The organism is Vibrio sp. 10N.286.46.A8 (assembly GCF_041470165.1).
Taxonomy (GTDB): Bacteria; Pseudomonadota; Gammaproteobacteria; order Enterobacterales; family Vibrionaceae; genus Vibrio; species Vibrio tasmaniensis_A.
Genome location: NZ_JBFRLX010000045.1, coordinates 1 through 20,523, shown reverse-complemented (window position 1 = coordinate 20,523; position 20,523 = coordinate 1). Strand labels below are relative to the sequence as shown.

The window sequence follows — 20,523 nt, the reverse complement described above, 5'->3', positions numbered from 1 at the left end:
AGAATTCAGAACTGTCCTTTTTGAAGCTAAAGCTGCCTTAAAGTACAAGTATTCTGGGGGAGGCTCTAAGCTCTACGCTTATTAAAATCAGTGGCTTACTTTATTCCCAACAAAGCTTAATGTAAAGCATTCTCATTTGTGTTGATTGAGATATGTGTACCTATGCTTAAAACTGGCGAGATCGGGTCAATAGCCAAATTAAATATATGCCACCTACAATACCCGTCATCCTGCCTATCGGCACGCTTGCTTGAAAAGGCAACCATTGAATTAAAACGTCCGCAGTTAAGACCAACAACGCGCCCATAAGGGCTGAGGAGAATAAGGATAATGCTCGCGACTTTCTCAATCGACCAACTAATTGAGGAGCAGCAAGGGCAATAAAGGCAATAGGTCCAGCAGCTCCTGTCGCGAATGCGGCTAAGACCACAGCAAAGAAAATCATAGAAAGACGGACTCGCTCTACTCGGATACCCAGCTGAGTTGCGATGTCATCCCCCATCTCTATCATGGCAAGCGCACGCTTTAGTATCATCATAAAAGGGAGGAGGAGAAATACCCCAATAAGTACAGGATAAACATGTGTCCATGTCCTAGCATGCAGTGATCCTGCAAGCCATAGATTAGCCAAAATGGCATTGTCTAAATTACCCTTAACTAACATCAGGCTGTTCAGCGCACTCAAAATGGACCCGACCCCAATACCAGTGAGTATTAAGCGATACCCTCCAACCACTCCTGCTTTTACCGCGAGTAAGTAAACGATAACAGCCGTGATTACTCCGCCGACTATCGCCGCGATTGCCACTTCGATAGCCCCTTGCTCAAACAAAACTATTTGAGCAATTGCCCCGGTAGCAGCCCCCGTTGTAAAGCCAATGACATCAGGAGAACCAAGAGCATTTCTTGATACCGATTGAAATACCGCACCAGAAATGCCTAACGCAGCCCCAACAAAGACCGCAGTAAGAACCTTAGGTAATCTTATGTTAAGAATTATTCGATCTTTTACGCCCCTCTCTCCAGCCCCAAGAATGATATCGGCCACTTGAGGCAACGAGATATTAAACTTACCCAATGTCATGGAATAAGTTGCAATAGCGCAAACTGATATCAACAAAATCAAAGCGATGAGTATATGAGACGGTTGATAACAGAAAGAAAACTGACCGAAGCGTACAACACTTCCCGAGCCAGAATTTTGAAGAGTGTAAGGCTCAATCATCATAGGAGAGATATCTTCCAACGTTTCACTAAGAATACAAAGAATGGCCCGCCGATTAGAGCAATCATAATACCTACACTGATCTCATTGGGATACCCGACGATCCGGCCTAGCACATCGGCGACAACCGCCAGAATGGATGCAATCAGTAAAGAGAAAGGCATCAACCATTTATGATCCGGCCCCGCCGCCATCCTTGCAATATGAGGGGCAGTAAGACCAACAAAGCTGATAGGACCAGCCGCCGCAGTAGAGGTCCCCGCTAAAACCACAATAGCAATAGAAGCAAAACACCATATTTTGATCGGGTTAACACCTAAGGCGTGACCAATATCGTCCCCTAACGAGACAGTATCTAAGGCTTTACTTAATGAAAATGCGATTACTAATCCAATGGCTATTAACATGGCAGCCGGGATCAAGACATCGTAACCTCGCCCTTGAAATGACCCCACAGCCCAATGTCTATATTGTTCAAACACCATTTCATTGCTGTTTATTGTGATCATATGAGTCAGTGCAAGCAACACAACCGACAAAGCAGTTCCCGCCAATACAACTCTTACAGGGTTAACCCCTTTATTGACCCCAGCAAGTGCAAAAACACCCGCTCCGGAAACAGCCGCCCCAAGTAAACCAAACCACATCACATAGGCCATATCATGGATGCCCAGAAAGGCTATCGCTGAGACTATGGCAACTGTCGCCCCCGCATTGACACCGAGTATCCCAGGATCTGCTAATGGGTTACGAGTTAAGCTTTGCATGATAACGCCAGCAACACCAAGCGCACCGCCAACAACTAAAGCTAACAAGGTGCGTGGAATTCGAAGGTGGACAACCAATAGATGATCACTGTTGGTTGGATCAAAAGAAAAAATCGCATCCAAAGTCACTACCGGCGATATGTAATGCGTGCCGATAAAAAGGCTAAAACACGAGGCAAAAAATAACAACACGACTCCCGCCATCAGCCATCGTCGTCGTTGTCCATTTCTTATCTGTTCAAATGCTTCTGCAGGACCAGCAATACTTGTCATTACGGACATCCTTTACCCATTGGCATTAGCCATTAACCTGCATTTGTATCTCGTTCAAAAAGCTGAACAATGTCGTTAACGATTTCAGTGGCACTATACATATCGATACGAAATGAATTCTCACCTAGGCCAAAGACTTGTTTATTCTGGACGGACGGAAGGTTGATCAAGATTGGGTCATGCATGAATCGATTAGCGCTGTCGTCGCTCGCTTCTAGCAAAAATGTCGTATCGGCTTTAAGTTGAGTCAGCAGTTCAAAGTGGACGCGCATAAAATCTGATAAAGGCACGGTGTTGTCATGCCATTGACGATTTTGCACTTCCATTTTAAAACCAAGATCAGTGAGCAAGTCCGCATGAACGCCATCCTCTAAAGCGATAGCATTGGTAGCTCCAGGTCCAAAATACGCCACAATATTGGTTTCGCCTTCTGGTATCTGTAGCTTGTTTTTACTCTGGTTAACGAACAACTCAAACTGGCTAATTTTTTGTTGGGCTTGTTCTTCTAACCCTGTCGCCTGTCCAAGCCTCAAAGCCAAGTCTTGCCATGATTGTGCGGTGTAATCCAAAATAATGGTTGGTGCTATTTGCTTAAATTCAGCTATTTGATCTCTCGCCGAATCACCACCGCGCCATGCTACAACAATCAAATCAGGTTCATAGATATAGGCAGACTCTAAATCAACGCTGCCGGCAGGCCATGCCTTTTCCACGCTTCTCTGTTCAGCAATATCTGCCCATTGACTAAAAAACTTCCCTTCATAAGTGAGTGCTGTTGCGGCTAAAGGAGCATCAATAGCCAGTAGCGTCCCACTAATCGTCACCGAGGTAGAAAGGATTCGAGTCGGTTTAGATGGGATCACTGTCTGTGAGCCATCCGCATTAACGAAAGTCTTGGGGTAAGTATTTTGAGATGTCATTTCGGTTTCTGCGAAAACAGAAGCCGAAGCTGAAGCTGAAATCAAAAAAACAACAATGATTTTAAAAATTATATTGATTCTCATTTACTATTTACACTTCATTTAGTCTGCGTTTAGTGAATTAAATGGTCTTACTACTGGGAGTTTGAGTCTGAATAACTTTTCTGAATTAAGCCATTAAGCATATGCTAACTATATTCATATAGAACAATCAAGATAAATCCGGTTTTCGCTAGCGGATACATTAGTATAATTTCGTTTTAAGCAATTGATAAATAAATAACTTAAATAACCCAACTAACGTACATCGCACCGTTAAATCGACATGTAGTAACCTTTGTATTTCGTGACCAACAAAAATTAACTTAGCGGGCTAACACGACAACACACCCCCCAATTAAATAAAATAGCCGAACTTTATTCGCTCGGCTTTCTCTGGAAGGTTTATTAAAGTGATTATAAAATCTCGTCGGCAACCTCTTTTGCGTTCCGACATTTAATCAACTTGCGTGTAAACACCTTACGCTCAAACGTTTTACTCAGTTTCTCTGCTACACCTTTTAGGTGAGATGGCTTTAAACCCAACGACAGAAACGCACTCTCCTCGCTAAAACCTTCTAAATGTTTTCCCGTCACTTGCTCATAAGCTTCGATAATCGACCCAAATTCTGATGTCGTTAACGTCGTTTTAGCGTTGTTCGGTTTCTCATTGTTCTGAGTAACAGAAGCTGAAGCGAGTTGTGGAGAGCTCACCGTCTGAGTCATTGAACGAACCAACTCTTCTCGCGCTTGAATCCGGTCAAACTTTCCATTTCGAGAGAGAGGCAGTTTATCCAATTCAAGTAACTGAGAAGGTACATGGGAGTTTGGTAAGCATTGCTGTGCAAAGTCACGAATAGCAGCAGCATTAGCGACTTGGCCATCCGCCACTTTATAGATCGCACCTAACGCTACGTCTCCATTACGTTCGGTATAGTCGACAATCAAAACTTGCTCAATCAGTGGGCAGCGATTTAACTCTTTCTCAATATCGGGTAACGACACACGGACGCCCCTAACCTTCACATAGCCATTAACCCGACCAGCAAAAATAATGGTGCCATCTTCACGATAATAGCCTAGATCACCGGTTCTAAACGCTCTGACCTCACTACCTAGATCATCAATTATCGTCACAAAATCAGTTTGTGTAAGCTCTCCATCAGATAAATACCCTGACGCAAGGTTTACTCCTACTGTCATGATCCGACCTGCTACTCCTTGTGGAACATGTTTACCCAATCCATCCATAATAAAGTACTGATTTGCAGGGAAAGGCCTGCCATAAGGAATAACCGATTTGTCTTCGTCGGTGACAAAGTGCCAGATACTCCATATCGTGGTTTCGGTAGGACCACCAATTGAGACAAGGCGAATATCTTGCTCCAGCGCTCTAAGTTCATCAATCGTTTTAGGTTTAACGTAATCCCCCCCTTGGCAAACTAAGCGTAGAGATTTGAGTTTTTCACCCTGCATACAAGACAACAACATTTCCATCAATGCCGGAACTGACTGCCAAATAGTAATACGGTGCTTCTCAACCAATTGATTCCAACGAATCGCGTCTTTTTCTTCACCAGCCTCTGGTAATACAATGGTTGCCCCGCAAGTAAACGAAGCATAAATATCAAACACAGAGAGATCATGATGGAACGGCGTTACGCACATCAACACATCTTCAGACGTTATTTGCCAAGCTTTACACGTTTCCCCGATGACATTGGAAGTTGCTCTGCTGTTCACTACAACGCATTTAGGTTTACCTGTTGTTCCCGATGTATACAGATAATAAGCACCATGCTCACTTTGACTAAGCACCTCTAAGTCCGTATTGGAGAGTGATGGATAAGCCTGCTCAACAGGTTGCAATAGTGCTTGATAGAGCACTGAATTTTTACGCTGTGACGTTTGGTTAGTTACCACTAAATTGGCATTGCAATTACTCAGTAGGTAATCCAAACGCTCTTCTGGTGATGAAGCATCGATAGGCACCCATATAATCCCTGATAATGAACAGGCAATCGTCATCACTAAATGCTCAGGGCTCTTTGGCAAACAGATGGCCAACACATCACCTTGCTTCAAGCCAAGGTGAGCAATATGCTGCATCACCTTATGGACGTCCTCCCCAAATGCCTTGTAGCTGATATGCCGTTCACCACAAATGACCGCGATATCATCACTCGCATTTTCCGCAAGATTACGCGCTATCTTGGATAAGAACTTGGAGCATTCAAACTCTTTTACATCACAGTTCAATTTATAGTGTTCAAGGTTGAGTACCTTATGTGAAGGGATGTCAAAATCATGGGTCTCACATACGGTCTCAATGTGACGCTCTATCGATTCAAGTATGGAGACAACCACTCGTTTATCTAGTGCGTCAACCGCATAGTCAAAACTCAATACTAGATTTCGCCTTTCATCAAAATTAAGGCGGATATCTAACGCGACTTGAGGGGTTTGGGTTATACCATCAAAGAAGACGAGTTCATCGTCATCGGATAATGCATCCCAAGTTAGACCATTCGTCACTACAACAGGTAAAGCCAATGAACTGGTTCGCGAAGTCATTAACTGACGATTGATATCAACACCAGAAAAGTCGAGATGATCAAGCGCCTCAAACATATCATTTTGCATACCCTGTGCTCGCTCTAGCAAGCTGCCTTTATTCTTTCGGTACTCCAAAATCACGAACGTCGAACCATTACCAAGAGGTTGATCGCTTTGTGGGATCGCTACCGGAAAACCAACTCTCATCTCTTGTTCTGTCGTCCAATACGACATCCCTTCAAGAACAAGAGCAGAAAGTGCTGAGTTCAAAAACAAGCTGTTGGCTGCACTCGCCATCGTTAACTGAGTTAATGCAGTTTTGTCTATAACAATGCTTTCTCGCTGGTAACGCGAAGCCTTTATATGATCCAATCGCTGTTTCCATGGAAGTGAAGGTGGCGCGCACTCTGGGTCAAGCTTACTTTGCCAGAACGACATATCTGCCTCCCTTTTGGCAGTGTCATGTTCACTATCAAAGTGATTGGTCTCAGCGCTGTTAGCACAGAGCTCATGCAAATGCCCGCTATTCTTTTTCAATAATTCAGAAAGAATCAGGGAGTGTGTTCTACCATCAACAATTAATGCATCAAAACTGGTAAAGACAATGGTCTGATAACCGATATCAGAGTCAGGCAATTGAATAACAGAAACACGCCATGGCGACTTCGACAGGTCGTGCATCGTGTGATTACTCGCTTGACGAATTTTACCAACTCTCTCTAGCGCTTGCTCAATCGACAAGTGTCGAAAGTCATGGGAGTCAAAATTCAAAGTCACCTTAGACGACACCTGCTGAACAAGCTTGTTCTCATCGATGTGCATCCGTAACGCATCGTACTTTTTTACCAATGATTCGAGGCGAGACTCAACTAAGCTCGATTCTATTTTCCCTCGGTATTCCCGGAATTCATGCATCGCAGTGCCACCCATAGGGATATGAGTAGAGCGACCGAGTAGGTAAGATTTTTGTAGCTCTGTTAAAGGCTTTGGACAAGAGGTAACTAAGGGTAACGAAGGACATGCATAACCTAACTGAGCGAGCGTACTTTCCAAAGAGTTATGTATGCTATTAGGCTCATAAGCTAAAGATTGAACAATCGCAATAAACTTGTTAAACAAGGTATCGACAAAGCCTTTAGGGAACACGTCCATTCGCACATCCCAATTGACAAAAATACCTTCGTACGCAGGCGCGATTTGTGCATCTAATGTAACCTGAGCACCTTGAGAGATTACCCAGTTCATTTTTCCGAAGACTTTTGTGACTGCCTCAGAGAATAAATCATCACCTTCAACATCCATTCCCGATGTAAATACGATAGGCGATGCTTGCACGGTCCCATAGTAACGCGATAAATCTCGCATCACCGTTACACCAGAATAGCTTTCATGGTTGAGTAATTGGTTCAGTTGATTGGCAGTACGACGACAATGATTAAGCGTTGATTCTTGAGCTTTCAAGCTAGCGCTGTAGATCAGCAAGTTCGAGAAATCACCTATCGTTGTCTCTGCATCGTTCGTATAGAAACCGCGGTGAAAAGTCGGCACATTCAATCGAAAATCAGGGCTGTTACAAGAGCTACCTACGGCTTGAGAGAAAAGCGTTAGAAAAAGTTGGGTTAAGGTTAAGTGGTGTTTCTTGGCTAACTCTTCGATCGAAGACCGTTGCTCTTGAGTCAACTGATGTGTGAACCGCTGACTGTGCCCATGCTGACGATCAATATCCCCATTAACATACGGAAACTCAGGTGCTCCAGCGATGTCTGGTAATCGTTGTTGCCACCATGTCTTATCAGACTGTCGTTTAGCTACGAGGTAATTGTCCGCCGCTTGTTTATCTAAATATTCAAAGAACGAATTCTTCTCTTGTGTCTCGTTGCCTTGATGTTCATCGCTATAGAGCTTAGCCAACTCTTCGACTAAGATTCGGAAGCTCTGTGCATCCACAGCAATCATGTCTACGTCTATATGCAAACGGCACTGCACTTTAGAATGACGTGTGATACCGATCTGCGCGGCCTGCCCATTGTCTAAATCCAGTTTCTGGTCAGTAATAGCAGTGCGCTTCTCTATTAAAAAGTCACGGGTAGCCGATGGTGAAAGGTGTTCAATATCATCAATGATAAGTTGATGAACAGAAGATAAAGGAGCGATGGTTTGTTGACCACCAGAAGTAACTTTCATCCGTAACATAGGATGATTGATGTACAACTTCCTCACCGCACTTGCCAATTTTTCTGAGTCGATATTTTCACCATCAAATTCAGCATAAATATGAGCCGCTACGCCTCCCATCGATTGGCCTGTTTGCCTACCGACATAATAAGCAGCCTGTACAGTCGTCAATTCTCTCATCTTCATTTCCACACTCATTCATCCATTTAATGTGCCACGAGGCTTATTAAACTAATGTAATACACCAGCTTAAGAATAAACTCAAACAAAAATGATAAGCGTTATCATTTTTGTTTAATGCTAACTAATATGAGTTGATGTACTGATTGTATTGGGCATGATCTCACTACATCACCCAACAATAAGCTTGACAACACCTAGCTCCTATTTCAATAATCCTCAAAATTAAATGATAATAATTATCATTTATTGGAATTGAATGTTTGCCAAATCATACCTGGACCGCGCATTTGATGAAGCCATAACATCAAGGAACACTTGTTTTAGGAGGAAGGATGCAAGAGTTAGAGAAGCAACTTAATTCAACCACGATAGAGCCACTGCCGAGTGTGATTGATGTAACGAGTGAAATCACTCTAGACGAAAAAAGTGAACGATTTATCCGTGATAAAAGATTCGAAATCACAGAAATTTTAAATGGGAAAGATAACCGTCTGCTCGTTATCATTGGACCTTGCTCCATCCACGACCCAGAGGCTGCTTTAGAGTATGCTCGTAAGTTGGCCGAACTACAGAACAAATATCGTGACCAGCTCTTGATCGTCATGCGAACCTATTTTGAAAAACCACGAACCCGCGTCGGTTGGAAAGGGCTCATTGTCGATCCCGATTTAGACAATAGCCATAAGATGAGTAAGGGGCTGTTTGTCGCAAGAAAATTCTTAAAAGATGTTGTTGATCTAGAGCTTGCAACGGCAACCGAGTTTTTAGACACCACCGTGTACCCATATGTATCTGATTTAATTTGTTGGGGCGCTATTGGAGCAAGAACCACTGAGTCTCAAACACACAGACAAATGGCTTCAGGCATCCCGTGCCCTATTGGGTTTAAGAATGGAACGGATGGCAATGTAACGATCGCGATTGACGCAATTCACGCCGCGAAATCTCCTCACCTAGTTTATGTCTCTGGTTTTGGTAATACACCCATGTCTGCAATGACACATGGCAACCCTAACGGACATATCATTTTACGTGGCGGAAAACAGCCAAACTATACTAACGTACACGTCTGTGATGTAACAAAACAATTAGAATTAAACGGCCTTAACCCCCGAATCATCATTGATTGTAGTCATGGGAACAGTCTGAAAATTGCCAAAAATCAACTCAATGTAGCCAGAAACATTGCAGAGCAAATCATTTCAGGAGAGCAGTACATCGCCGGCGTTATGTCTGAAAGCTTCTTAGTCGGAGGGGCGCAAAATATAGATGCGACGCCACTAACCAGAGGTCAATCCATCACTGATGAGTGTCTAAACTGGGAAGATACCGTTGCAATTCTCGATGTCTTTGCAAATGCAATGGTAGAGGCAACTCATAAGAAATTATCGACGGTCGCTTAACCTAAAATTTTATATGGCGCATGCGCGCCATATAACTCTATGATGTCTAGTTATCGAGCGTTGCACCACCATCAATCCGCAAGTCATGCATAGTGATATGATTAGCTGCATTAGACATCAGAAACAATATCGATTGAGCAATATCTTTGGGTTCAGCAATCTTGTTGAGCGGAATACCTAGACGAAACTGCGTTGCATCTCCGGCAATGACCTGCTCCTCACCATAACTCTCATTCCAAAGTTGCAATTGCATTTCTGTACGTGTAGACCCTGGGCTCACAATATTGCAACGAATCCCCAAAGGCGCGAGTTCAATACCAATGGATTTTACAAACATGTGTAACGCCGACTTAGATGCTGCATAAGCCCCCATATTTGCTCTAGGAGTATTGGCAGCATTCGAACCGACAACAACCATATTCCCCTTCCCCCGATCTTTCATACACTTAGATACCGCCTGCATTGTGGCTAGAGCACCAAACGAATTGACCATAAATGTGTTTTCTATCTGCTCGAATGACATATCACACAGCGCACCTAAATGAAGAATACCAGCACAACTCACTAAGTGGTCAAACTCACCGTACTCTGCTACCCAATGATAAATACTCTGTTTTACTAACTCAGGTTTTGACAGATCCAACGGTTCAACCCAGAGCTGATCTGGATACTTTCTCGCTAGAGATTCAGATTTAGTCGCGAGGAGTTGGCTATCAATATCCGTAGCGAGCACCTTAGCTCCCGAGTCCAACAAACTCTCTAACGTGCTAAAACCAATACCTTTTGCAGCACCCGTTAATAACACTAATTGTCCTTCAAGAAATCTTTCCATATACCTAAACAACCGAATAATAAACAATCAAAATTGCGACTTTTGTATGCATTTACATAAAACAAAAATCAAAGAATGTGAGCAGCCTTCAATAATGACGATTTACATCAAATAGAAATCATTATCATTAGCATTTAAATAAATGTAAATGTAATCTTACTGACCAAAATAAGCAACCCGATGAAGTGCATGACAAATGAGTTCCTTTAAGAACATCAATGTAAGTAATTGCACATCGTCATAACGATCTATACACAAAGAGGGACCTGTTATGAAACGTGAAGTCATTGGCTATTCAAAAATGGAAAGTGATCTGCTAGATAGAGAGCTATTGTCATCTCCATTTTTCTTCGCTTCTCCCAGTAATACGATGATGGGTAAAGGTATTGAAAATGAGTTCCACCAGCCTATTGCATTTTCAGAGCTAGCCGAGAAGGCGAACGAAATGCTCCAGGCGGCTAAAAAATCAGAAGCCGATAATCCAGTGCTATTTGGTGTCGTCCCATTTAACGAAGAAAACCCGACTAAATTTATTATCCCAGAGCAGTTATTCATCTCTAGTAGTACAAGATCCTTACACTCAAATCCGCTTTCTTCTGCCGATGCGCACGTCATTTCTTCCCCAAGCGGTAATCATTATAAGCAAGGGGTATCCGACCTTCTTGATATGTTTGCCAACACAGAGCTTTCAAAAGTGGTTCTTTCTCGGGCTATTGAAGTAGAAACAGACGCTGATATTCAGCAGCAAACTTTGCTTCGTAATCTGTTATCAATCAACTCGAAAGGCTATACGTTCGCAGCGAATATCAATGACAACCAAAAGCTAATGGGGGCGAGTCCAGAACTCCTTGTTGCAAAAAAAGGCAGTTATCTCACCTCTAACCCACTCGCAGGATCGCGCCCGCGTTCTGAACTGGACGAACAGAATCAAAGCTCAACAAATTCATTGCTCAATACCAACAAAGATCTGCACGAACATGGTCTAGTTGTAGAAGAAGTTGAGCGTGTGATGAGCAAGTATTGCCACAACCTGTACACACCTATGATTCCATCAGTCATAGAAACAAAAACCATGCTTCATCTCTCCACGGAACTAGAGGGTCAAGTCAGTAACCCTCACACTAATGTGTTGGAAGTCGCTGCTGAATTACACCCTACCCCTGCAGTTTGCGGTTATCCGCGACAGAAAGCGTATGAAGCTATCCGAAAATTGGAGCAATTCGACCGAGGGTATTTTACCGGTATGGTTGGTTGGTGTGATTCAAGAGGTAATGGGGAGTGGGTAGTGACGATCCGTTGTGCTGAGGTCCAAAAACGACAAATGAAAGTTTTTGCTGGAGCAGGTATTGTTGATGAATCACATCCACAAAGCGAACTGGATGAAACTGGTGCCAAAATGAACACCATCTTAACGGCAGCAGGTATCCAACTTAAAGATATGTTGACGGCATAGGTAGACTCATAATGTCGAATGAACATATGGATTATACAGATTGGCCAACACCCCAAGCTTCTTTGTATAGAGAGCTAGGTTATTGGCAAGACAGAACTCTTTTCGATCATTTTCAGCACTCAGTTGAGCGGTGTGGTAACAACATGGCTCTTATCTGTGGTGAGCGTCAATTTAGCTATTTACAAGCCGCAGAGAGAGTGTCTCAAATGGCTTCAGGTTTTCAGTCTTTAGGGTTAATGAAGGGCGACAATGTCGTATTACAAATGACAAACGTAGCCGAATTCTATTTCTGCTACTTTGCCTTGTTACAGAAAGGTATTCGACCCGTTTTAGCTCTTCCCGCTCATCGCTTCTCAGAAGTATCTTATTTTTGCCAACACGCCAAAGCCAAAGCTTACATTGTAGATGGGAAACATACTGGCTTTAATTACCAAGCCTTAGCTAAGCAAGTGTTAGATGAAAGTAATGAATTAGAACATATAATCGTTCGCTGTGATGCTACGAACTTGGCAGATCCAAGGTTCACATCGCTTGATGATTTCACGGGGCAACCCGACGATAAACAAGAAGCAGAAGCATCTGAACTGGCATTTTTCCAATTGTCAGGTGGAACAACCGGTACGCCAAAACTGATACCTCGAACCCACAATGACTATGCTTATAGCGTGATTGGCAGTAACACTATCTGTAAGTTTACTGAAAACACTCGCTACTTATGTGCGCTGCCGGTTGCACATAATTTCCCATTAAGTTCACCGGGAGCTTTAGGGGTCTTTTTCGCTGGAGGTACGGTTGTTCTTACGCATGACCCTACTCCAAAATCAGCGTTTAAACTAATTGAAGAGCATAAAATTACCGTATCGGGCTTAGTTCCCCCACTAGCACTGCTGTGGATGGAGCAGGCTCAATCCACTACTCATGATCTTTCAAGCTTAAAATTAGTTCAAGTCGGTGGCGCTAAGTTTAGCCAAACGGCGGCTACAGACCTACCAAACAAGTTAGATTGTCAGCTTCAACAAGTCTTTGGTATGGCTGAAGGGCTAGTGAACTACACTAGATTGGATGATCCTATGGAAGTTATTGCCTCTACCCAAGGGCGCCCTATTTCACAACATGATCGGATTAAAATCGTGAATGAAGAGGGGGAGTCAGTATCCTGCGGAGAGGAAGGTTTTCTTCTCACTCAAGGTCCTTACACCATTCGCGGCTATTACCAAGCAAAAGAACACAACCGTCTTTCATTCGACCAACAAGGGTTTTATCACACTGGTGACATAGTTAAACAGACTAAGGACGGTAATATCATTGTAACAGGGCGAGATAAAGACCAGATTAACCGAGGGGGGGAAAAGATTGCAGCAGAAGAGGTCGAAAACCACCTAATTCGACACGATGGGGTTCATGATGCCGCTCTCATTGCGATACCTGACGACTACTTAGGAGAACGAAGTTGCGCTGTAATCGTTAAAGTCGAAGGGGCAGACATAAATCCCTTCAAACTAAAATATTTCCTACGTGATTGTGGCTTAGCTGATTACAAAATCCCAGATTTAATCAAATTTGTCGATTCATTGCCCAAGACACCTGTCGGCAAAGTGAATAAGAAACGCCTCCGAGAGGCGTATGCTTAAGCACCCAAAGGTACTAACAAAAACCGATCTCATGAGATCGGTTTTTGTTTTCTAAAACAGGCAAGCTAGTACTCTTCATCCATAACTTCATGGCGTTCATCATGGTATGCTTCTTCATCCTTACCTCGTTTCCAGTAAGGAATCGCATACATATCTTTTCTAGACAGCTTGTACTCTTGTTTAAGCGCTTTACGACACGCAATCACGCTTTCATTTTCACCCGCAATGAAAGCCGAAAGCGAGTGAGATCCATTAGGTGCAATTAAGCCGGAAATGGCTTTGCTCAATAGATATTGATCACTCTTTTCGTCTCTCATTAGCCACTTCAAAACCAGACCTTGCGGATGCTTAATATCATGTTTATCCGCAGCATCCTCTATCTCGATAAATACATAGCCTTGAGTGTCGGAGGGAAGGTTCTCCAAAATAGCACTAATGGCTGGTACTGCTGTTAGGTCTCCCGCAATAATATGCCAATCTGCGGGTTCAATTAATGGCTCAGGCCCAGCAGGGCCTACAAGGCCAATTTGGAAACCTTGTTCTGCTTTAATCGCCCACCCACCGCCGGGAGAATCGGTTCCGTGGATCACGAAATCGATATCAAGCTCATTCACATCGGCTCGATACTTTCTGACGGTATAGGCTCGAGGCACGGGTTTATGCTCAGGCCAAATCACAGTTTCACCTTCTCGATAAGGTAACTGCAATATCCCACTCTCCCTATTGGGGAAAAACACTTTTATGTGTGTACCATTTTGATCTTCAGGGAACCCTTTTAAAGAGTCGCCCGTAACAGTCACTCGCAGTAGATGCTTTGAGATCTTCTCCTTACGAACAAAGTCCAACAACATCGGATGTAAACGCACTGGTTGATCGCTCATCAATTTACCTCTTAAGAAATTCTATAAATAATTGGCGCTAACTTGCGAGCAATTATGCTGGTACTTCTTCTGCGTGGTTTTTCAGTGTCGCTTCGATTGCTTGCCACCACTCTTGCAATGAAACCGCTTCAATGAGCTGAGCGAATGAGATATTTGCGCCCTGCTTATTCCACTTCTCTACAAGTGTCATCGCTCGCATCGAATCTAGCCCCATGAAGATTAGATTTTCATTCACATCAATCTCTTCATAAGAAACACCTAATGTTTCGGCCACGTCAGACTGCAAAACATTGAGGCTAAGAATACTCTCTTCATTTGGGTTGATTTCCGCTATAGCTTTATCGAGTGTTTTAATGCTTCCCGTTCGGCCTGATATGTAAGTGAGAGTGTGGATATGGTCTTCACGCGAAAAATCCGCGATCGCATCACCGATAATAAAGGGCTGTACATCCAACATGAATGCATCCAAAGCAGTCGATAAAATGCCAATGTGACCGTAAATACCAGAGATGATCAGCTGAGTTTTTTGATTGTCTTTCATGTAATCAAGCAATGGGGTTTTCTTAAATGCACTGTAACGCCATTTAACGTACTCAATATCATCGCTTTCTGGAGCGAGCGTTGATACGACAGGAGTATGATCGCCGTTTAGCCCCGGCCCCCAAAAGTCAGTTAACAAGGCTCTATCTTTTGGGTCTTGATTTGCGGGTTGTGCGGTATATACAACCGGGATTCCCGCTTGTTTCGCTACGTGTTTTAACTGCTGAATGTTCGTTAAAATGTCCGCCATAGGTGACGAATCAGCCTCATAGTAGCTCACAAAATACTCTTGCATGTCGTGAATTAAAAGTACCGCTTTACTAGGTTCGATCGTCCAGTTCGTTCTGTTTATTGGAAACTCATGGTGTTCTGGCAAGTCGTAACTCGCTATTTTCGGTATAGTCATTTGTAATTGTCCTTAATACTCTAATCAGCACTGACGCTCTCTTCTGTCATCTGATCAATTAAATCTTTGGCGCTTAGTAGTCAAAGTGGTGATCCAACAGGAATATGTGTAACCCTCTAATACATACTCAACGGATAAGTTCAAAACACTCTTATCACGTTACCGTATTTTCGGGTTCTTCTGCTGAAAGCCCCCTTTCGGTACGCCAATGTTTAATTTGCTGATTAATGTACCAATGGGTGATACTAGAGAATAACGTTTCGACATACTCGCTACTCATCCCGGCCTCTTCTGCCCATTTTTTTCGGTCTTCTAGCATTTCAGCGACACGCTCTGGTGCCGGAATACTCTGCTCACTGGGCTTAAATTGTGCGGCGGCTTTGACATACCCTAACCGCTTAGAAAGAATATGAACGATCTCCTTATCAAGGGTATCTATTCCGATTCGTATATCATTGAGACTTTCGCAAACTTCTGGCTTCTTTATAGATGACACGTTGATTTCCTTTAGTCTTTGTTCCCTGTAATGACCCATTGAAGAGTGTAATAATAGAAGCACCTTTCTCAGGCTCGACGACAAGTCATCCTTCTAGAGCACTCTCGATTCAATCAATAGGACGTTGTTTATCGACAATATAGAGCTACGGTAGGCAGCTCGCGTTAGTTAAACTGGCGTATTAACCCAAGCTTCACCACTTGGACCAAGCAATCGCTTTTTATCAATTTTACCTACCGCTGTTTTGGGCAGATTAGAGACAATGAGCAATTCGTCTGGCTGTTTGAAAGAAGCCATCCCTTGGTCTTTTAGGAAGGTGCGTAGCTCTTGCAAAGTTGGGGAAAGCCCCCTTTTCACGACAGCGACTCCGATCCTTTCGCCTAGATGTTTATCAGGCACCGCAACCACGGCGACCTGTGCAACATTAGGATGCATAAGTAAATGCTCTTCGATTTCATCGGTAGCAATACACTCACCAGCTCGGTTTACGACGTCCTTAATTCTGCCAGTCACAACGATATATCCCCTCTCATCAACAATGGCTCGATCTCCACTTCGGTAGAAACCATCTTGAGTAAATGAGCGTTGGTTGTGTTCCTCTGCACGGTAATACCCTCTTAAAGTGTAGGGACCGCGAGTGAGTAGTTCGCCTTCTTCACCCATTGGAACAGTGTTCCCCTCAGCATTGACTATGCGAACCTCATCCCAGCGACTTACAGGTCGACCTTGTTTCGTCGCAACCAAGGTTTCATCATCCCCTAACCGAGTACAGGCGATCAGGCCTTCTGCCATACCAAAAACTTGTTGGAGTGCGCCGGGAAAGGTTTTTTGAACATCAAGAGCATCAGAATAGGCTAGCTTCGAGCCACCGACTTGCATCAGTCTTAGGCTAGATGTATTCGCACTTTCCCATTCTTTAGCCGCATTCCATAGCTGCGCAAGCGCGGGAACCAAAGCTGTCGCCGTCACTTTATTTTTCTCGATAACATCAAAGCAGTAATCAGGGCTGGGGTTGGAACTGAAAATGGCACTTCCTCCAACATCAAGCGCTCCCAATAAACCGGGACAACCCAAAGTAAAATTATGCGCGGCAGGTAACACTGCGAGGTATACCTCGTCGGACGACAACTCACTTGCTGCTGCACAACTTTGGATGTTGAGACGATAATCGTTATGACTTCTAGGAATGAGCTTAGGTAGTCCCGTCGTTCCACCAGAAACTAAAAACAGAGCAGGATGATTTGGGTTTGGTCGTTCAGGAACGAACTGGCCAATATTACCCAGAGGTAAAGACGGATACTTTCCAGAGTCTCCCACAATATAGATATGCTTAAATGAAAAGGACTCTTCCGACAGTGAGTCAGCTATGTGTAGTGCTCTTCCATCGTTTTCTAAGTTAGAACCGAAGTAGGCCCTTGCGCCAGATACTTTCATGAAATGGCGAATTTCAACAATACCATGTGCCGGCAGTGCCAATACCGGAATCAAGCCAGCTCTTTGTAAAGCAAAAAACACTTTTGCGAAATAAATGCTGTTAGACACCTGAAATACGACCCGGTCTCCAGCTTTTAACCCGACCTCTTTTAAACCCGCGGCTATTCTGTCTGCTTCAGACTGCAACTCTTCATAAGTAAGGCTACCCGTCGGATCGGCTACTGCAGGTTTAGTTGGATGCAGAGCAACCCCTTCACTCAAAATTGCCCATAAAGGTGTGTTTAACCATAAGTTGTTCTGTTCAAACTTCACAGATTGACGATCTGGTTGATCAACAAAGCCATATAACAAGCCATCTTGACAAAGCTTCTCCTTGAGCACGGTTTCCATGTCATTCCTTATTGTATGTTGAAGTGCTAAGACCAACGCTTGGAAGTATTAAGATACCCAAATCGATTCAGCACAATTGACGCCTATCAATACATTTAAATGCTAATAATAATCATTTGTATATAACAATCAAGTGGTGATATCGTGTATAGCGAATTTGAGTGAAATATTGGAAGTAGAAGATAAACTTCCGAAAGAAAAGGAAATTATTTTGTCTAAGCAAGAAGCAAATATTGATCTGGTAGAAATAATCAGTCAGGTATTAAGTGTTCCAGTCGAATCGGTAAAGCCGGACGTTAACCTCATCGAACTCGGTTTGGATTCAATCAGTATGATGCGCCTAACAGGCCAACTAAGAAATGCAGGGATAAACATTAGCTTTGCCCAATTAATGGCGACGCCAACACTCGAATCTTGGCAGACGATCATGGCCTCTACTGAAGCTACAGCCTAAATTAAGGTTCTGACTTCTAGCACCTTAAACATTTTGACAACCGTTTGGGATCAATAAACGCCTTGCTTTGAGCAAGGCGTTTTTATTATATCTAACCGATTAGAAGTACAATTCTACTGAACCACCAATTTGGCGAGGTGCTTGCTTCGTAATATCGTCTCCACCGAAATTGAATGTTTCTTTCTGAGAATCAAACAAGTTTGTAGCGAATAAAGACATACGTCCGTTAGTAAACACATACGCAACTTGTGCATTTGCAACCCAGTAAGCATCGATACTCTGGTTAGCTGAGTTTTCAACGTCACTGAAGTAATCTCCAGTGTAATTCGCATTACCACTCAATTCGAAATTCTCAGCAAACATGTATAAAGCACCGAAGCTTGCCGTCAAAGAAGGGGCACGAGCGAGTTCTTTTGAGCTATTAGCATGATCTTTGTAGCTTGTTTTCAACAAACCAAGTGAAGCCAATAGCTCTAGGTTAGATGTTGTTAACCAACGGCTTCCTAGTTCTGCACCGTAAGTATATGCTTCATCAACATTATCAACTTTCACATCACCTTTTGATGAAGTCTCCAGTACTTGGAAATTATCATAGTCGTTGTAGAAGACGTTAGTTGTTAACTCAAGTTCATTATCTAGCAGACTATGGCGAGTGAAGAATTCATAGTTCCAAACGTATTCGTCTTCATACGTATATGAAGAAAATGCCCACGTTTTGTTATTGAAGCCAACACCGCCACCTCCAGAGTTAAAGCCCTTAGCTGCTCGGATACCCACGGTTTGATCTGATTCAGGCTTATAGGCAACTTCAAGCTTAGGAAGGAATACATTTGATGTTTCATCATAATCTAAGCCGAAGCGACCCGGGGCAACATAGCGTTTTTTGCTTTCGCGTTCGAATCGCCCTGCCGCTACAACTTCGATGCTCGGCATCACCAAGTACGTCACTTCAGCAAATGCCGACATAGCACGGTTTTTGCCTTCCATTGGTATTGATGACCCAGTCTGTTCAAATACATCATCATCTTCAGATTTGAAGTAGCGTAAACCAAACAAACCAGAGAGATCTTCGCTAAGGGAATCAAATCGAACCAAAGGCTCTATTTGGAACTCATTACCTTTCGATTTGAAATCCTGCTTTCTGCCTGCAGGATCAGTGATTCGGTCGTAAGTGCGATCGGTGTAGATCAAATTATTTTCGAACACTAACGTATCTGAGATGTCATAAGATACATCCCAAATGCCGCTTGTTGACTGAGTTTCGTAAACAGCTCTATTGATCTTTGTTTGTTGAGATTCCGATTGAGGTCCAACGGTATCCATATGGGCAATCGTTAACGTGGTTTTGAACCCAGGAAGGCCTGCTGGCTCTAGCAAAAATTTACCACGAGCTGTCGTCATTTCAATGCGATTAGGGTCACCGACAGGTTCATAAGCAGTAAGGTCTGCATAACTACTGCGTTTTTGTTGATCAACACTCAATCTGAAGGCCAGTTGATCTTCTAGTATTGGCGCCGAGATAACCGCTGCGGTTTGAGAATAGTCTTGCTGACCAATAGCAGCCTTTACTTTGCTCTCAAAATCGTAAGTCGGATCATTAGATTTTAAAACGATAGCACCCGCAGATGCATTTCGGCCTTGAACGTAGCTTTGCGGTCCAAGATAAATTTCCGCTTGCTGCATATCCCATAAAGAGCGAGGACCGAACGCGACTTCAGAATAGCTGAGTGAGCGTCCATCAATTGAAAGATTCAATCTTGGCACAGAGCCACCAAAGGCTGCAAGACCACCGAATGAAGGACCTGACCCATCAACACCACGAATCGATGGTAGGTTATTACCCTGACCTGAATCTACAATGTTCGGTGTTAGCTGCAGCAAGTCATCGACCTCAGATGCACCTGGAGTACTCGCAATACGATCTTCATCATACACATGCACGCTTGAGCCCGTATCATAAATCGAACGTTCTATTTTCTCGCCATACACGGTAACTTCAAAAGTAGTTTTTTCTTCGTTAGCGGTAGTTTCATTATTATTGTTTGTCGCTGCAAAAGCTTGACCACTGACACAAAGTCCCATGATGATTGCAGATAAAGTACGTAGCTTGAATTTGCTATTTCCTAGCTCATTCACTGCCGCGGGGCGTAATGCTGTCATTTAAAATTCTCCTTGATTAAGCATTAACTTTAGTTGGGCTCATGTACGGCATTTATAAGGAAAACTAGGGAAGACATTCAAAGGTTGAAAACGCAACAACTCAAAACGAGTATCAGCTGTACTTCCTTAGCTCCTTATTGACCACTGCTTTAATACATGAGCCAAAATTCCGACTAAAAAACGTCACATTGAACAAGGCCTAAATCACTCAACAAATAAATTGAAAAATGATTTTCCTTTCAATGACCTGACGAATTTTCAACCGTACTTTATCGGTTGCATATTTAAATGTAAAGCATTCTCAT

14 protein-coding genes are annotated in these 20,523 nt (G+C 43.3%); 4 read left to right on the top strand and 10 right to left on the bottom strand.

Translation table 11 applies throughout. The annotated features are described in order from the left end of the window. Positions 1–166: 166 nt before the first annotated feature. The 4 genes from AB4232_RS05895 to AB4232_RS05880 form a co-directional block, all read right to left on the bottom strand. Entirely contained in the window at positions 167–1,228 is a 1,062-nt protein-coding gene (locus AB4232_RS05895) for an iron chelate uptake ABC transporter family permease subunit (protein ID WP_102257351.1), read from the bottom strand. Next, the gene (locus AB4232_RS05890; RefSeq protein ID WP_065678738.1) at positions 1,225–2,265 is read right to left on the bottom strand and encodes an iron ABC transporter permease; all 1,041 of its coding nucleotides are present in this window, start codon (positions 2,263–2,265) and stop codon (positions 1,225–1,227) included. Before AB4232_RS05890 ends, AB4232_RS05895 begins: the two co-directional genes overlap by 4 nt. Before the next feature lie 32 nt (positions 2,266–2,297). After that, positions 2,298–3,269 carry a Fe2+-enterobactin ABC transporter substrate-binding protein gene (fepB, locus tag AB4232_RS05885; protein ID WP_372086575.1) on the bottom strand — a complete coding sequence of 324 codons (972 nt, stop codon included), beginning with the start codon at positions 3,267–3,269 and terminating at the stop codon, positions 2,298–2,300. Positions 3,270–3,641: 372 nt separating this feature from the next. Further along, positions 3,642–8,135 carry an amino acid adenylation domain-containing protein gene (locus AB4232_RS05880; RefSeq protein WP_372086573.1) on the bottom strand — a complete coding sequence of 1,498 codons (4,494 nt, stop codon included), beginning with the start codon at positions 8,133–8,135 and terminating at the stop codon, positions 3,642–3,644. 335 nt (positions 8,136–8,470) lie between these two features. Here AB4232_RS05880 and AB4232_RS05875 point away from each other — a divergent pair, with 335 nt between their 5' ends. After that, complete coding sequence (locus AB4232_RS05875; RefSeq protein ID WP_009846397.1) at positions 8,471–9,541, top strand: 3-deoxy-7-phosphoheptulonate synthase; 1,071 nt, start codon at positions 8,471–8,473, stop codon at positions 9,539–9,541. 46 nt (positions 9,542–9,587) lie between these two features. On the opposite strand, the gene AB4232_RS05870 is transcribed toward AB4232_RS05875, so the two are convergent. Beyond that, positions 9,588–10,373 (bottom strand): 2,3-dihydro-2,3-dihydroxybenzoate dehydrogenase, encoded by a 786-nt coding sequence (locus tag AB4232_RS05870; RefSeq protein WP_009846396.1) that lies wholly within the window; start codon positions 10,371–10,373, stop codon positions 9,588–9,590. A gap of 271 nt (positions 10,374–10,644) precedes the next feature. On the opposite strand from AB4232_RS05870, the gene AB4232_RS05865 reads away from it, so the two are divergent. Both AB4232_RS05865 and AB4232_RS05860 read left to right on the top strand, forming a co-directional pair. Beyond that, a complete protein-coding gene (locus AB4232_RS05865; protein WP_009846395.1) occupies positions 10,645–11,826 on the top strand; it encodes an isochorismate synthase in 1,182 nt (393 codons plus the stop codon). 11 nt (positions 11,827–11,837) lie between these two features. Further along, entirely contained in the window at positions 11,838–13,457 is a 1,620-nt protein-coding gene (locus AB4232_RS05860) for a (2,3-dihydroxybenzoyl)adenylate synthase (RefSeq protein WP_102257356.1), read from the top strand. Positions 13,458–13,522: 65 nt separating this feature from the next. On the opposite strand, the gene AB4232_RS05855 is transcribed toward AB4232_RS05860, so the two are convergent. From AB4232_RS05855 to AB4232_RS05840, 4 genes are all read right to left on the bottom strand, one after another. Further along, entirely contained in the window at positions 13,523–14,338 is an 816-nt protein-coding gene (locus tag AB4232_RS05855) for a siderophore-interacting protein (protein ID WP_108149799.1), read from the bottom strand. 52 nt (positions 14,339–14,390) lie between these two features. Next, positions 14,391–15,284: an isochorismatase family protein gene (locus AB4232_RS05850; RefSeq protein WP_108149800.1), complete on the bottom strand. Its 894-nt coding sequence runs from the start codon at positions 15,282–15,284 to the stop codon at positions 14,391–14,393. Positions 15,285–15,438: 154 nt separating this feature from the next. Then, a complete protein-coding gene (locus AB4232_RS05845; protein WP_372086570.1) occupies positions 15,439–15,780 on the bottom strand; it encodes an isochorismate lyase in 342 nt (113 codons plus the stop codon). Positions 15,781–15,948: 168 nt separating this feature from the next. Then, entirely contained in the window at positions 15,949–17,604 is a 1,656-nt protein-coding gene (locus AB4232_RS05840) for a (2,3-dihydroxybenzoyl)adenylate synthase (protein ID WP_372086568.1), read from the bottom strand. 211 nt (positions 17,605–17,815) lie between these two features. Here AB4232_RS05840 and AB4232_RS05835 point away from each other — a divergent pair, with 211 nt between their 5' ends. After that, positions 17,816–18,058 carry a phosphopantetheine-binding protein gene (locus AB4232_RS05835; protein WP_167851806.1) on the top strand — a complete coding sequence of 81 codons (243 nt, stop codon included), beginning with the start codon at positions 17,816–17,818 and terminating at the stop codon, positions 18,056–18,058. Positions 18,059–18,157: 99 nt separating this feature from the next. Here AB4232_RS05835 and AB4232_RS05830 read toward each other — a convergent pair whose 3' ends face one another. After that, a complete protein-coding gene (locus AB4232_RS05830) occupies positions 18,158–20,218 on the bottom strand; it encodes a TonB-dependent receptor (protein WP_135380571.1) in 2,061 nt (686 codons plus the stop codon). Positions 20,219–20,523 lie beyond the last annotated feature (305 nt).

Excerpts from the sequence above, each read along its gene's own strand:
- AB4232_RS05895 (WP_102257351.1), bottom strand. The coding sequence starts at position 1,228 with ATGATGATTGAGCCTTACACTCTTCAAAATTCTGGCTCGGGAAGTGTT.
- AB4232_RS05865 (WP_009846395.1), top strand. The coding sequence starts at position 10,645 with ATGAAACGTGAAGTCATTGGCTATTCAAAAATGGAAAGTGATCTGCTA.
- AB4232_RS05830 (WP_135380571.1), bottom strand. The coding sequence starts at position 20,218 with ATGACAGCATTACGCCCCGCGGCAGTGAATGAGCTAGGAAATAGCAAA.
- AB4232_RS05840 (WP_372086568.1), bottom strand. The coding sequence starts at position 17,604 with ATGGAAACCGTGCTCAAGGAGAAGCTTTGTCAAGATGGCTTGTTATAT.
- fepB (WP_372086575.1), bottom strand. The coding sequence starts at position 3,269 with ATGAGAATCAATATAATTTTTAAAATCATTGTTGTTTTTTTGATTTCA.
- AB4232_RS05880 (WP_372086573.1), bottom strand. The coding sequence starts at position 8,135 with ATGAGAGAATTGACGACTGTACAGGCTGCTTATTATGTCGGTAGGCAA.
- AB4232_RS05860 (WP_102257356.1), top strand. The coding sequence starts at position 11,838 with ATGTCGAATGAACATATGGATTATACAGATTGGCCAACACCCCAAGCT.
- AB4232_RS05870 (WP_009846396.1), bottom strand. The coding sequence starts at position 10,373 with ATGGAAAGATTTCTTGAAGGACAATTAGTGTTATTAACGGGTGCTGCA.
- AB4232_RS05890 (WP_065678738.1), bottom strand. The coding sequence starts at position 2,265 with ATGACAAGTATTGCTGGTCCTGCAGAAGCATTTGAACAGATAAGAAAT.
- AB4232_RS05850 (WP_108149800.1), bottom strand. The coding sequence starts at position 15,284 with ATGACTATACCGAAAATAGCGAGTTACGACTTGCCAGAACACCATGAG.
- AB4232_RS05875 (WP_009846397.1), top strand. The coding sequence starts at position 8,471 with ATGCAAGAGTTAGAGAAGCAACTTAATTCAACCACGATAGAGCCACTG.
- AB4232_RS05855 (WP_108149799.1), bottom strand. The coding sequence starts at position 14,338 with ATGAGCGATCAACCAGTGCGTTTACATCCGATGTTGTTGGACTTTGTT.